Annotated in this window: 14 protein-coding genes and 3 tRNA genes; 8 read left to right on the top strand and 9 right to left on the bottom strand. The window is 32.6% G+C overall.

Going from position 1 to position 14,394, the window contains the following annotated elements; translation table 11 throughout:
• Positions 1–129: 129 nt before the first annotated feature.
• Together ACNQGG_RS05025 and ACNQGG_RS05020 are read left to right on the top strand one after the other, a co-directional pair.
• Positions 130–492, top strand: a complete 363-nt coding sequence (locus ACNQGG_RS05025) for a hypothetical protein (protein ID WP_417961935.1) — start codon at positions 130–132, stop codon at positions 490–492.
• Between the two features lie 98 nt (positions 493–590).
• Positions 591–1,166: a DNA polymerase ligase N-terminal domain-containing protein gene (locus ACNQGG_RS05020; RefSeq protein ID WP_417961934.1), complete on the top strand. Its 576-nt coding sequence runs from the start codon at positions 591–593 to the stop codon at positions 1,164–1,166.
• A 112-nt stretch (positions 1,167–1,278) separates the two neighbouring features.
• On the opposite strand, the gene can is transcribed toward ACNQGG_RS05020, so the two are convergent.
• From can to ACNQGG_RS05005, 3 genes are all read right to left on the bottom strand, one after another.
• Positions 1,279–1,914: a carbonate dehydratase gene (can, locus tag ACNQGG_RS05015; protein ID WP_417961933.1), complete on the bottom strand. Its 636-nt coding sequence runs from the start codon at positions 1,912–1,914 to the stop codon at positions 1,279–1,281.
• A 67-nt stretch (positions 1,915–1,981) separates the two neighbouring features.
• On the bottom strand, positions 1,982–3,619 hold the full coding sequence (locus tag ACNQGG_RS05010) for a SulP family inorganic anion transporter (protein ID WP_417961932.1): 1,638 nt from the start codon (positions 3,617–3,619) through the stop codon (positions 1,982–1,984).
• An 89-nt stretch (positions 3,620–3,708) separates the two neighbouring features.
• Positions 3,709–3,990 (bottom strand): hypothetical protein, encoded by a 282-nt coding sequence (locus ACNQGG_RS05005; RefSeq protein ID WP_417961930.1) that lies wholly within the window; start codon positions 3,988–3,990, stop codon positions 3,709–3,711.
• A 740-nt stretch (positions 3,991–4,730) separates the two neighbouring features.
• On the opposite strand from ACNQGG_RS05005, the gene ACNQGG_RS05000 reads away from it, so the two are divergent.
• Complete coding sequence (locus ACNQGG_RS05000; protein WP_417961929.1) at positions 4,731–5,771, top strand: outer membrane beta-barrel protein; 1,041 nt, start codon at positions 4,731–4,733, stop codon at positions 5,769–5,771.
• Between the two features lie 293 nt (positions 5,772–6,064).
• Here the strand turns inward: ACNQGG_RS05000 and ACNQGG_RS04995 are convergent, their stop codons facing one another.
• The 5 genes from ACNQGG_RS04995 to ACNQGG_RS04975 all read right to left on the bottom strand — a co-directional run bounded on the left by ACNQGG_RS04995 (position 6,065) and on the right by ACNQGG_RS04975 (position 11,585).
• Positions 6,065–6,967: an N-acetylmuramoyl-L-alanine amidase gene (locus ACNQGG_RS04995; protein ID WP_417961928.1), complete on the bottom strand. Its 903-nt coding sequence runs from the start codon at positions 6,965–6,967 to the stop codon at positions 6,065–6,067.
• 42 nt (positions 6,968–7,009) lie between these two features.
• Positions 7,010–7,474, bottom strand: a complete 465-nt coding sequence (locus tag ACNQGG_RS04990; RefSeq protein ID WP_417961927.1) for a hypothetical protein — start codon at positions 7,472–7,474, stop codon at positions 7,010–7,012.
• 42 nt (positions 7,475–7,516) lie between these two features.
• Entirely contained in the window at positions 7,517–8,830 is a 1,314-nt protein-coding gene (gene rimO / locus ACNQGG_RS04985) for a 30S ribosomal protein S12 methylthiotransferase RimO (protein ID WP_417961926.1), read from the bottom strand.
• 230 nt (positions 8,831–9,060) lie between these two features.
• On the bottom strand, positions 9,061–10,563 hold the full coding sequence (locus tag ACNQGG_RS04980) for an OmpP1/FadL family transporter (protein ID WP_417961925.1): 1,503 nt from the start codon (positions 10,561–10,563) through the stop codon (positions 9,061–9,063).
• Between the two features lie 47 nt (positions 10,564–10,610).
• Complete coding sequence (locus ACNQGG_RS04975; protein ID WP_417961924.1) at positions 10,611–11,585, bottom strand: hypothetical protein; 975 nt, start codon at positions 11,583–11,585, stop codon at positions 10,611–10,613.
• A gap of 101 nt (positions 11,586–11,686) precedes the next feature.
• Here ACNQGG_RS04975 and proS point away from each other — a divergent pair, with 101 nt between their 5' ends.
• From proS to rpsT, 5 genes are all read left to right on the top strand, one after another.
• On the top strand, positions 11,687–13,165 hold the full coding sequence (gene proS, locus ACNQGG_RS04970) for a proline--tRNA ligase (protein ID WP_417961923.1): 1,479 nt from the start codon (positions 11,687–11,689) through the stop codon (positions 13,163–13,165).
• 78 nt (positions 13,166–13,243) lie between these two features.
• Positions 13,244–13,315, top strand: a tRNA-Glu gene (locus ACNQGG_RS04965).
• Between the two features lie 47 nt (positions 13,316–13,362).
• Positions 13,363–13,434: transfer RNA gene (locus ACNQGG_RS04960), tRNA-Glu, on the top strand.
• Positions 13,435–13,472: 38 nt separating this feature from the next.
• Positions 13,473–13,544: transfer RNA gene (locus tag ACNQGG_RS04955), tRNA-Glu, on the top strand.
• Between the two features lie 33 nt (positions 13,545–13,577).
• Positions 13,578–13,829 carry a 30S ribosomal protein S20 gene (gene rpsT / locus ACNQGG_RS04950; protein ID WP_039109573.1) on the top strand — a complete coding sequence of 84 codons (252 nt, stop codon included), beginning with the start codon at positions 13,578–13,580 and terminating at the stop codon, positions 13,827–13,829.
• Positions 13,830–13,936: 107 nt separating this feature from the next.
• On the opposite strand, the gene ACNQGG_RS04945 is transcribed toward rpsT, so the two are convergent.
• Positions 13,937–14,068, bottom strand: coding sequence for a transposase (locus tag ACNQGG_RS04945; protein WP_470303373.1), 132 nt, complete (start codon positions 14,066–14,068; stop codon positions 13,937–13,939).
• Positions 14,069–14,394: the final 326 nt, after the last annotated feature.

Raw genomic sequence — 14,394 nt, 5'->3', positions numbered from 1 at the left:
CAAATTAATATTCAAAAATAGTTCACCAGAAAATGAGTATTAACAGTTTTTTTTCATACTTATAAACTACATTTTTGATTAAAAATGATTAACTTAGTGTTCTGTAATTCAGTTTAATAAAATATTAAAATGAAAAATAAAGATGACAAATCAAATCTAAATAAGCTGAAACCGGATAAGAAAGATAAAAATAAAGTTCCGGATTCTCTTGTGTATCCTCCAAGTGAAGATATGTACAACAAGTTCCAAAAAGAAATGGAAATTGACCCAGAAGATATTACTAAAAAGAAGGCTCCAGTTGAAATAAATAATGTCAGGAAATTGAATCAAAAAGATTTTGATGAAGATGAATCTGGTAGTGACTTAGATGTTCCCGGCTCTGAACTGGATGATGATCAGGAGGATATGGGAAGCGAAGACGAAGAGAATAACAATTACAGTATTGGCGGTGATAATCACAGTAATTTAGACGAGAATACCGGAAAGAGTTGAACCCAATCTAAATATTTTTTAGCTTGCTTATTGACTGATTTCACGAATATATCAATTCCATACCTTTTAGATTTATTTTAACTCTAATTTTATTTATCATGATATCTTTAAATAAATACAATCAAAAGCGTTATTTTAATGCTACCGCCGAACCCGACGGTGCAATTAAAAAATCTATAACCGAATTAGTTTTCGTCATGCAAAAACACGCGGCATCCCATTTGCATTATGATTTTCGGTTGGAAATAGACGGAGTATTAAAGAGCTGGGTTATACCCAAAGGACCATCCATGAATCCAGCAGATACAAGGCTGGCTATAATGGTGGAAGACCATCCATACGATTACAAAGATTTTGAAGGAATTATTCCCGAGGGGAATTACGGTGCCGGAACTGTTATGATTTGGGATAATGGAACTTATACTTTAGCGGATAAAGAAGGAACGGACAATGTCGAAAAAAAATTAAAATCTGATTTGAAAGAAGGACATCTTAGTTTTATTTTAAATGGAAAAAAGCTCAAAGGGGAATTTGCGTTGGTAGAGTTAAAAGCGCAAGAAGAAAATACATGGCTTTTGATAAAGAAAGATGACCAATATGCAAGTAATGAGGACGTTTTGGAACAAGATAAGTCTGTAATTTCAAATATGACATTAGAAAGTTTAGAAAATTAGATTGATTGAAAAGTTGTTTAAACAAACAAAAGAAAACTCCAAAGTTTTGAAGCTTTGGAGTTTTCTTTATTAATTATTATTGAAAAATCGCCTTATGGAGCTTTTTTTTACTTTAGAATCTCAATTGATAAACTTCATCTAAATCTTTTTCTGAACTGATATTCACATCTAAGTCAGTTACAAATCCTGAATTTAACCCATAAACCCAACCGTGTAGTGTTAAATCTTGGCCGTTTTTCCAAGCTGCTTGAACAATGGATGTTTTGGCTAAATCAAAAACTTGTTCTTTTACATTAACTTCAACAAAAGCATTGAAGCGTTCTCTTTCATCAGTAATTGAATTTAAGTACTGATCGTGTAATCGATAAACATCTTTTATGTGTCGAATCCAGTTGTCAATAATACCAATTGAATCATTTCCCATAGCTGCCTTTACACCACCACAACCATAATGCCCACAAACAAGTACATGTTTTACTTTTAAAACATTTACAGCATAATCTAATACACTTAACATATTCATATCAGTGTGGACGACCATATTGGCAATATTTCTATGTACAAATACTTCGCCGGGTTTAGCTCCAATTATTTCATTAGCAGGAACTCTACTGTCTGAACAGCCAATCCATAATAATGGAGGAGTTTGGCCTTTGGCTAAATCTTGAAAATAATTTGGATCTTTAGCTAAAGAAGTTTCAACCCATTCTTTATTGTTGTCTAATATTTTTTTATAAAAATCTTTCATTTTTTTTAGTAATTAAAATTTAACTTTCTATGTATTTTTTAATATAAATGTATTTTCTTAAATATTTTTAGGTAATTTCTCTTTGAACCATTTTTCTTTTGGCAACATCGTAATAATGTTCAAAAGTAACTTTGTTAGGGATTTCTTCGCTATTTTCTAATTGATAGGCTTTTTTAAATCCTCTAAGTTTGACTTTAATATGATCCTCTTTTGCTCTGACAGTTTTAAATTCATGGATTAAATCTAAAATATCATGTGCAATATAAACAGTGTCTTTTGCATCAATAATTACTTTTGAGTTTTCAGGGATATCATTCAAAGTAGATTTAATGGCGGCTTTATTCAAGAAAGAAACTTCCTGTGCTAAATCGATATGAATAACATCACCATCTGCATATTCTTCTTTTCTAAAATGATAAGCTCGTTTCAAGTTTCCTCTCAAAACAAATATAATACTGATGATAATTCCAAGCGCAACACCTTTTAATAAATCGGTAAATACAACGGCTAATAATGTTGCAATGAAAGGAACAAACTGATATTTTCCTTTTTCCCAAAAATGTTTGAATGTTGATGGTTTAGCCAATTTATATCCTACTAACAGTAATATAGCTGCTAATGTTGCCAATGGAATTTTATTCAAAATGAATGGAATAGTTACAACACTTACCAATAAAAATAAACCATGAATGATGGTTGACATTTTAGATTTGGCTCCCGAATTACTATTTGCAGATGTGCGTACAATTACAGATGTTAATGGTAAACCACCTAAAAGAGCGCTCACCATATTTCCAATCCCTTGAGCTTTAAGTTCTACATTGGTATCAGTATAACGTTTTTGGACATCCATTCTATCAGCCGCTTCAATACTTAATAGCGTTTCTATCGAAGCCACAATAGCAATGGTAAAGGCAACCACCCAAACTTTAGAATTTGTAATTCCAGAAAAATTAGGGGTGACAATTATTTGTTTGAATTCTTCTAAAGACGTTGGAACTGGTAAGGAAACTAAATGCTCTTTGGCTATAGCCAATGAACTTCCGGAAGTTGTGAAAATCTCGTTCAAAATAACACCAATAACTACAGCTACAAGTGCACCGGGAACTAATTTTAATTTTTTCAAAAAAGGAACTTTATCCCAAGCGATCAATATGGCTAATGAAAGTATTGTAATAATAATGGAACCCAATTGAATGTAATTAAAAACGGCCAGTAATGCAGAAAATGTATTACTTCCTCCCAATTCGGAAAAAGCTTGATCTCCTTCAAAATCATTATCATAACCAAAAGCATGTGGCAGTTGTTTCAAAATAATAATAATTCCAATTCCGGCCAGCATTCCCTCAATCACATTGGTTGGGAAATAATTTGAAATGGTTCCTGCCTTTATAAATCCCAATGCTAATTGAATTAAACCGGCAATAAAAACTGCAGTTAGAAAAACGTCAAAAGCACCTAAATCAGTAATTGCAGTAAGAACTATAGCAGTTAGTCCAGCTGCTGGACCAGAGACACTTAAATTTGAGGTACTTAAATAACCCACAACGATACCACCTACAATACCTGAAATTATTCCCGAAAATAACGGTGCACCAGAGGCCATTGCAATACCTAAACACAATGGAAGCGCCACCAAAAAAACCACTAAACCAGATGCGAAATCGGATTTGAGGTTAGCAAAAAGATTGATTTTTTTTGTCATAATACCTTACTGAAAATTGAATACAAAAGAATTGTTCACATTGATATAATGTGAGAATTAGATTTTAAAATTTTAAAATCAACGTTGTATTAAACTTGGTCGGGTGGGGGAATAAATATGGAAGAAGCAATTATATCGTGTTTAGATAAATTCTCAGATAGAATAAGACTTGAAGTTAACTCTGATAAATTGATTATTTCATAGCCCATATCAAAATGGCAAATTGCTTTAATCTGTTTGTGTGATTGCTCTTCCTCAGAAAAACTATAGGCAATAGAAGTATCAGTACTTTTCTTTATCGCACTAACAATTGTTGGTGTTGAAAGAAAAGCAATAAAAACAAACAATAGTATTTGTGCGATTAGCTTCATAGCTGCAAAAATAGAATTTAACAAATGAAATCAATACTGCTTTGTGAAATTTAAAATAAAATTAACATCTGTATTGCTAATAAAAAGAGAAAAGATTATTACAGTAGTATTTTTGATGTTATTAATATTTTGATTTATTGATAATTAATTATTGGACAATTAACAAAATAAATTTCTGTTTTTTGAATCATTAGATGTTTTTATTTCTTAGGCATTTGAATTAATCTTAGATTTTTTTTTTTTGATTTATAGTATAATTTTTTAATCAAATATTGAGTAATAATGGTTGTCTATTGTTTTTTAGTGTAAAAAGACAATTTAAATCATATCAGTTAAAAAATTTAGGGGTTTAAAAATATTTTAAATGTAAAATCGTTTAAAAAAACTCATTTTTTATAAATTTTTTAATAAAAGTATATAAAAAATAGGGGGTGTGTGGATATTAATATTATGAATTTTTTAAAAAATTACAATATTAATATGGAATATCTATTATTCTCTAATGATTTTTTGTTATCAATAATTCTTATCAAAAAGAGCTAAAAAAGTAATTATTAATTATTCAACTTAAAATAAAAGTTAATAAATTCGCCAAAAGAAAAATGTCTTTTTCTCATAAAAAAGAATAATTTGGACTGCTTTTTTAATATTATAGTAATTAAAAAGATTTGATTTGAACATTTCATCACCATTAAACTAAAATAATAACCAACTAGATTAATAACTAAACTAAATTAAACATGAAAAAAGCAGGACTAATTTTAGCATTGATGCTAACGACGAGCATGGCATTTGCACAAGAAACACCAGCGCCGGCAACTACTTTTGGGGGATCAGCAGACATGTATTACAAGTATGATTTTTCTAAACTACAAGGTAATGGTAAAACTAGTTTTACAAGTGCACATAATTCTTTTGAGTTAGGTATGGCTTCCATTGAAGCATCACACAAAATGGGTAAAGCATCAGTTTTTGTAGATTTAGGTTTTGGAAGCAGAGCAAGTGAATTTACTTATAATGATGCAGCTAATACTTTTATGATTAAACAATTAAATTTCACTTATGAGTTTTCAGATAAATTTAAAGTTACAGCAGGTAGCTTTGGTACTCATATAGGTTATGAATTATTGGATGCGGTGGATAATAAAAACTACAGTATGTCTTACGCTTTTACAAACGGACCTTTTTTTAATACAGGTGTAAAGGCACAATATACTTCTGGGAAGTTTACTATTATGGCTGGTGTTACTAATCCAACCGATTTTAAATCAGCACTTGATGCAGGTTCTACTCAAAAAACGTTTATCGGTCAATTGGGTTACGTTGGAGATACAGGAAGTGCTTATTTTAATGTAACTACAGGTAGTTCTAATCCTGTTTCTGATAAAAACATAACTCAATTTGATTTTGTAGGTTCTAAGAAAATAAGTGATACGTTCTCATTAGGATTTAACGGTACTTACGCTATCGTTGCAGATGATTTTGATAGTAATTTAGATGGAGAATGGTTCTCTTTAGTTGGATATGCTAGTTATGCAATGAAAGATAATCTTAGTTTAGCATACAGACTAGAGTATTTTGATGATAAAGATGCACTTTCAACAAATGCTATCGGTGGTAACATACTTGGAAATACTTTGTCCTTAAACTATAAAGTAGGGAACTTAACTATTATTCCTGAGATTAGATATGATAGTTCATCTATAGATACGTTCAATGATAGCGATGGGCCTACAGATTCAAACGCTTATGTTTTACTTGCAACTACATATACTTTCTAATTAGAAAAACAATATTTTTTTTTTGCTGTCAAGATGCTTTCTAAGTATTTTGGCAGCTTTTTTTATTGAATAGATTTATTAATGTAAGTGTATTTGAGTAATGAGAGATTATATGTTCGGATAAATTTAGTGCTTCCTCGAAAGCATAAGGTAGGCTATACTGAGATTTTGTAGTTGTTTAATGTGCCAATAAGTTAAACATTCTGCAGTTGTTCAATAATAGTATTAAAAAAACAATAAAGCGGCTTTTTGAATCTTTCAAAAAGCCGCTTTATTGTTTTTTTGATAATGAATTATTGTTTTTTATAAATAGAGTAGATGGTGTTTTTTGTATTTTCGTCTATGATATCATCAACATGAGATTGAATATAATGTAATTTGAATGCGATTACAGCTGCCGAAAGATTTTTAGTATCATACCCTATAATTCGCAATCCCTGTTCCACATTAAAATCTGATGGAGCTATTTCTAATAATTCATCAGACCAAATTCCAAAACCTTTTTCTGCTAAAATTTTCCACGGAAATAAAGCACTGGGGTCTTTTTTTCTGGTTGGAGCAATATCAGAGTGGCCAATAATATTTTGAGTAGGAATATTATAGTCTTTTTTTAATTTAGTTAAAAGCGCCAATAAACTGTTTATCTGTAGTTCAGTAAAAGGTTCGGTACCGTTATTATCTAACTCAATTCCTAATGAGGTTGAATTGATATCGGTGTTTTTTCCCCATGAACCAGTTCCGGCATGCCAGGCTCTTAAATAATCATTCAACATTTGGACCACTTTTCCATTATCTGAAATTACATAATGGGAACTTACCTGTGTTTCAGTTTTTGTAAATGTTTTTACGGTTTGCTGTAAGGAATCTTGGGCAGTATGATGAATAATTATGAAGTTAGGTTTGCGTAAATTAAAATTTACGGTACCTATCCATTCTGTATTAATACCATTTTGCAAAGGGGTTGAGCCCATTTTTGAAATAGAATCTTTAAAAATATGTAATTGTTTTGCATATAAAGTATCAATGCTTATTGCTGTTTCGGCAACATAAGGCAAAGGCTGTGGTTCTTTAGTTGAAATCTGATCCTTTAGTGTTTTGAGTTTTTTGTCATATACTTTCTCACTGGCTTTGTAAGGATTTGTGGAGCAAGATGTAATTACAACAGCCGAAATCAGGTAGTAAAAGGATTTTTTCATATTTTAAATTGCATTTTTGTATTCTAAAATACGAATTAGCTATTATCTCTTTTTCGATTTTTTTGGGTTTTTACTTTCTTCTTTAAGAACCTTATATTTTTCTTTTTGATCGTCATTTAATAATTCTACAATCTTTCTTTCCGTGTTTTCAGAAAGTATTTGAATGTCTTTCATTTGATCGCTTTGATTGGTTTCCTGTTTTAATATTACCCCTTGGCGTTTTATACTTTCAAGGAAAATATTTGATATAGCAATTTCTTGAAGCGCATCAAGAGTAAGTGCTGGCTTTATTTTTCCCATGATTTTTCCAACAGTTTCTTCAGCAGGAATTTCTTTTGGTTTTTCCTGACTTCTACCTTGGTCCATACTACTATTCATACGGCCACTTCCATAGCCATTACCACCATAACCGCCTCCGCCATAGCCATTATTTCCATATTGTGCGGAAATAGTGTTAATAGACAATAACATAAATGTACCCACTACTAATGACTGAACTATTTTCATATTTAATGTTTTAAAAATGTTTTCAAAAACTATATTATAAATCTAAGCGGGCTCACCATACAAATCAAATTCTGTAGCCTCGATAATTTTTATCATTACAAACTCACCCGTTTTTACATAATGTTTTGACGCATCAATTAAAACTTCGTTATCTACATCAGGACTGTCAAATTCAGTACGTCCCACAAAATGACCCCCTTCTTTTCTGTCAATAATACATTTAAATGTTTGTTCCACTTTTTCTTGGTTTAAATCCCAGGAAATTTGAGATTGTAATTCCATAATTTCATTTGCACGCTCCTGTTTTACTGTATCTGGAACATCGTCTTCCAATAAATAAGCATGTGTGTTTTCTTCGTGAGAATATGCAAAACAACCCATTCTGTCAAATTTCATTTCTTGAACAAAATCTTTCAATATGTTGAAATCCTCTTGTGTTTCTCCTGGATATCCTACGATCAAAGTGGTACGAATTGCCATTCCGGGAACTGCTTCACGGAAATCTTTCAATAATTTTGTTGTTTTTGCCTGAGTTGTTCCGCGACGCATTGATTTCAAAATTGAATCTGAAATATGTTGCAACGGAATATCAATATAATTACAAATCTTAGGTTCACGTTTCATGATTTCCAGAACATCTATTGGGAAACCAGTCGGAAAGGCGTAATGCAAACGAATCCATTCGATTCCTTCTACTTTTACCAACGCTTCTAATAATTCACCAAGATTCCTCTTTTTGTAAAGATCCAGCCCATAATAAGTTAAATCCTGGGCAATCAAAATCAATTCTTTTACACCGTTTTTGGCTAAACCTTCGGCTTCTTTTACCAGTTTTTCAATGGTTTGTGAAACGTTTTTTCCTCGCATCAATGGAATCGCACAAAAACTGCAGGGTCTGTCGCAACCTTCGGAAATTTTTAAATACGCATAATTTTTAGGAGTTGTAGTTAATCGCTCTCCCAATAATTCATGCTTATAATCGGCACCCAAAGCTTTCAGTAATTGCGGCAACTCAGTTGTGCCAAAAAACTGATCCACATTTGGAATCTCTTTTTCTAAATCAGGTCGGTAACGTTCAGATAAACATCCGGTAACGAATACTTTATCTACTAATCCTCTTTCTTTTTTATCAGCATATTGTAAAATCATGTTTACTGATTCAGCCTTAGCATTATCAATAAATCCACAAGTGTTTATTACAATAATATTTCCTTCTTCAGCTTCCGGTGCTTCGTGAGTAACATCTTTTCCGCTTGCGCGAAGCTGTCCCATAAGCACTTCACTGTCATATACATTTTTCGAACACCCAAGAGTGATTACGTTGATTTTATTCTTTTTTAAAGACTTCGTTCTCATAACATTATAGTCCCGATAATTTGGGAATTTTGCAAAATTACAATTTTTTATTCAAACTGAACTTATTTCAGTTTCTTTTCAGTTTTTTTATGGAGCTATTCCTGCTGTACGTTGCAATCTCCCGAAAAAAAAATAGGGCGGATTTCTCCCGAAATTTCGGGACCATCAGGGCTAAAAAAAATCCGTTCCATAATAACGAAACGGATTCTTAATAATATTCTTTTTGGAAACTATAATTCAAACAATAAAGTTAAAGAAACAGTATTATTGATAGTATTTATTTTAGCGCCATCTGTAAATCCTTGGTTAAAAAAACCTTGCTGAGAATTTCTTTCCGACGATGAATACGATAAATCTACCTTGGTTGAGCCAAAATTATAACCCAAACCGCCTGAATAACCAGTCAAATCACCAACAGTTGTTTTGTTTTTATAGGGGCTTTGTTCGTAGCGGTATCCTGCTCTTAAACTTAATCGCTCAATTTTGTATTCAGCGCCCACTCTTACTTCATTGGTTTTATCCAAAACAGAATTCATATAGCTGTTTGTATCACTGAAATAAGGATCGTTTTCTGGTTTGAATTTCGTCTTGCTATAATCTTTCATGGCATAATCAATGCTTATCAATCCTGATTTACCAAAAACATAAGCAAAACTTCCCGTAAGTTTACTTGGTGTTTGTAATTTGTAAGGTTCGTAATAATTTGTAACTTGAGGATTTACCACATCATTCGTGTCTGGAAGATTTGTTGCGCTACTCACGGCTACTAATCGTTGTGAAAACTCATCGCTTAAGTGATACCAAGTTGATGATTCATAAGCCAATCCTAAGCGAACTTCATTAGTAACTTTTGCAATAGCACCCACTTGAAATGAAAATCCAGTTCCGTAAGTATACAATTCGTTGTCAAAACTTACATTAGTAACGGTATAGTCGGAAGTTAATGGAGCGCTATTCTCTTCATAAAAAAGAGAAGACTGTCTGTAATCTGTAAAATGAGAGTTTAAATTTAGTCCTATATATAGTTTGTCTTTATAGGATGTGGCTGCATTAAAGGATAATTTTCCATTATAGCCATTAGAACTAATAGTGTTTTCGTGATAATAATTTCCGCCTGCAGGAACATTCGAATTGTATTGTGTGTTGTTTGGATTTGTGCTAACAGGATTAATAATATATCCTTGATATCCTAAAAAAGCTTGTTGCGCTCCGTGATCTAAATTTCCATAGCTTGAGTTTTCCAGTACATTTAATGGGACTCCATCAGCATAACTTAAAAAATAGCCGTCAACTGAATTATTTGGATTGGTTCCCGCAGAGAACAAAGAATTATTGAAGTTGTTTATATTGTCATAATTAACTCCTACTGAAAACTTTTTCCAATTGCTATTTGAATTTCTATTATTAAAAACAAAAACACCTCCAGCTTGATTTAAATCAAATGAATTATCTTTCTCGGAGGTTTGAGTACCAAAATAGTTAGAATTATTTTTCGTTTTGTAACTGCTCAAAGTTACACCTATTTGATTATTTGAAAAAACAGCTGAACCCGCAGGATTTAAATTTAAAGAAGATAAATCTCCACCAAGTGCTCCAAAAGCACCACCCATAGCTCTAAAACGTGCTGTTCCATTCAAATTGTCTTGCGCATATCGCATCGCATCTGTTATTTCTTGTGACTGTACAGCACTAAAAGTGAAGCCGGTTATTAATAGGAATAAATATTTTTTCATTTTTATTTCAGGTAAGGTTTAGTTTTTTATTTAAATAGATATAAAAGTTATCGTCTTCCACCTCCGCCAGATGATCTTCCGCCACCGCCACTGTTTCCGCCACCGCTTCCACCATAGTTGGAACCACTTGAGCTAGGGTTATATGATCTGGAAGTTGAAGAATTGCTGTCGCTTCTTGGGCTTGGTGTGTAAGATCTTGAAGTGGTATTGTTACTTTCGCTGCGGTAAATGGTTGTATTAGTGCTAGTTCTTCGATTCGTGTTACTGAAAGTATTGTTCTGATTTTGATCTCTTGTGAATGTAGGACTTGTTCTAGTGTTATTATAGATGGAATTTCTGTAGTTTGACCCTCTGTACCTGTTAGTTTGGTTTTGAGAGTAATCTCCAGAACTTCGGTTGGTGTGGTTTCTGCTGTTATTTGCTGTATTAGAATAAGACGAACCTCTTCTACTTGGGTTGTATGAGTAATTATTGTTGTAATTATAACCATATCCATAATTAGGGTAATTTGAATACCCAAAACCAAAGCCGTAATAAGGGTAGTCCCACCCAAAACTAGAATAGCCATATCCGTAATAAGGGTAGTTGTAGCCATAATAAGGATAGCCATAACCGTAATTTCCATAGCCATAATAAGGGTAACCCATTCCATATCCTAATGAAAGGCCCCAATAATTAGGAGATACAGTTATTATGGTTTCACGGGAATTACTTCCCCATCCGCCATAGTTTTGGTTCGTGTCTTGGATGCTATCGTCATAAGAATTATAGTTATCCACATCTGTGAAAATTTCAGGGGATTGATTGTTGTCTTGTAATGAACCAAAATAATTTTTATAGTAATTATTTGGAGTATTTAGATTCTCACTTTCAATCATTTTTTTGCTTGTGTTTCCGTAAATTCCATCCCCATCATAGTAAGAGCTATTTTGGTATGAACCACATGAAGTTAACAGAATGCTTAAAAACCCAACAATATAATAAATGGATGCATTTTTAAGGGAAAAAGTACTAGTTTTCATATCTATGGGGTTTTTTATTGTTGGACAATACAAAAATAGTTAGTTTTGCGGAACTATTTAGTTAAAATTATTAAAACAAAATTTATGCCAAACTATTCAATATGAGTAAGAACTTAACTACAAGATCAGAAGATTATTCAAAATGGTATAACGAGTTGGTTGTAAAAGCCGATTTAGCCGAAAATTCAGGAGTTAGAGGTTGCATGGTTATTAAACCGTATGGTTATGCAATATGGGAAAAAATGCAAGCGGAGTTGGATCGAATGTTTAAAGAAACAGGGCATCAAAATGCCTATTTTCCTTTGTTTGTTCCAAAAAGCATGTTTGAAGCAGAAGAGAAAAATGCGGAAGGATTCGCTAAAGAATGTGCTATTGTAACGCATTATAGATTGAAAAATGATCCGGATAAGCCTGGGAAACTTATGGTAGATCCTAATGCAAAACTGGAAGAAGAGTTAATCGTTCGTCCAACAAGTGAAGCTATTATTTGGTCAACATACAAAGGATGGGTGCAATCTTATAGAGATTTACCGTTGTTGATTAACCAATGGGCAAATGTTGTGCGTTGGGAAATGAGAACAAGATTGTTTTTACGTACTGCAGAATTTTTATGGCAAGAAGGACATACTGCTCATGCTACGAAAGCAGAAGCTGTTGAAGAATCAGAAAAAATGATGCATGTGTATGCTGAATTTGCAGAGAATTTTATGGCAATTCCGGTAATAAAAGGTTTTAAAACTGAAACGGAACGTTTTGCTGGAGCTGAGGAAACGTATTGTATTGAGGCTTTAATGCAAGATGGAAAAGCACTGCAGGCAGGAACGTCCCACTTTTTAGGACAAAATTTCGCTAAAGCATTTGATGTTAAATTTGCTAATGCCGAAGGGAAACAAGAACACGTTTGGGGAACTTCATGGGGGGTTTCTACTCGATTAATGGGGGCTTTGGTAATGACGCATTCTGATGATCAAGGATTGGTTTTGCCTCCTAATTTGGCGCCAATTCAAGTGGTTATTGTTCCTATATATAAAACAGACGAGCAACTAGCAGCTATTACGGTCGAAGTGGATGTATTGGTAAAGGCATTTAAGAAATTGAATATTTCTGCAAAATACGACAATAGAACAACTCAAAAACCAGGGTTTAAATTTGCTGAATGGGAATTAAAAGGAGTTCCTGTTAGAATCGCTGTTGGTCCAAAAGATTTAGAGAACGGTACTTTTGAAGTAGCAAGAAGAGATACGTTGACTAAAGAAATTGTTTCCAAAGACGAAATTGTAACTTATATCACCGATTTATTAGCTCAAATTCAAATTGATTTGTTTGATAAAGCCTTAAATTACCGTGACACGCATATTACTGAAGTAAATAGTTTTGATGAATTTAAACACGTTTTAGATACTAAAGGAGGCTTTGTATCAGCTCATTGGGATGGAACTGCAGCAACTGAAGAGAAGATAAAAGACTTAACTAAAGCTACGATTAGATGTGTCCCTTTGGATAGAGTGGAAGAGGCTGGAAGCTGCGTTTTCACTGGGAATGAGTCAGTAGGAAGAGTGTTGTTTGCGAAGGCGTATTAAAAAAAAATATTTTTTTTTGCATCTACTATTGTACGTTTCAAAAATAGTTGTATTTTTGCATCCGCATTAGAGAAGCAGGGCCCGTTCGTCTATCGGTTAGGACGCATGGTTTTCATCCATGTAAGAGCGGTTCGATTCCGCTACGGGCTACTATTTTTTTTGCATGTTAAAGTTTTCCTGAACTTAGAGGGAAAAATGGCCCGTTCGTCTATCGGTTAGGACGCATGGTTTTCATCCATGTAAGAGCGGTTCGATTCCGCTACGGGCTACAATTTCAATTTAGATTGATAAAAACTTAGGAGGATAAGGTCCGTTCGTCTAGGGGTTAGGACGCCAAGATTTCGTCTTGGTAACAGGGGTTCGATTCCCTTACGGACTACAAAAAAATAGTAAAAGATAAAAAAGCAATAAAATGGCAAATCATAAATCAGCTCTAAAAAGAATTAGAAGTAACGAAAAGAGAAGAGTATTAAATAGATACCAACATAAAACTACTCGTAATGCAATTAAAGCATTAAGAATAGCTACTGATAAAGTAGATGCTACTTCTAAATTATCAAGTGTAATATCTATGATTGATAAATTAGCTAAGAAAAATATTATTCATGATAATAAAGCTTCTAATTTAAAGTCTAAATTAACGAAACATGTTGCTAAATTGTAATTAATGCAATTTTAAAAATAATATATATATAAAGCTCTCAATTTATTGAGAGCTTTTTTTATGTATATATGTCCCGTCCTGAAAATAGGATCAATCCTAAAACCGGATTAAGCATAAATGTTAGTTAGTCTAAAAAGGAAAAATGCTAGGTTTCTAACGCCTCTGAATTTTGATCTGAATGCTTTTATTTTAGCATTGAAAGATTCTGCTGAAGCATTGGTGCGATAAAAATTAAGCATAAATATTAGTTAGTCTAAAAAGGAAGAATTCTGTATTTCTTACTCCTCTGAATTGCGATTTAAAAGCTTTTATTTTAGCATTGAAAGATTATGTTGCTGGTAATCTCAATACAGAAAGTAGTTTAATGGCTTTGAAAATGTCAGTCAAGCACCTTAATCCATCATTCTGATAGAGGGTTGTAATATTGTACTAACAATTATCAAGGAATATTAAATGAAAACGAAATTCTATGGAGTATGACACAGAACTCTGATATGAGAATGCAGTAGCAGAGAGGGTAAATGGGATTTTACAACAAGAGGTTATGATTGATAAATACAATCAA

Source organism: Flavobacterium esculini, assembly GCF_048284325.1.
GTDB lineage: Bacteria > Bacteroidota > Bacteroidia > Flavobacteriales > Flavobacteriaceae > Flavobacterium.
The sequence above is the reverse complement of the archived record's forward strand: the minus strand, read 5'-3'. Positions and strand labels throughout refer to the sequence as shown.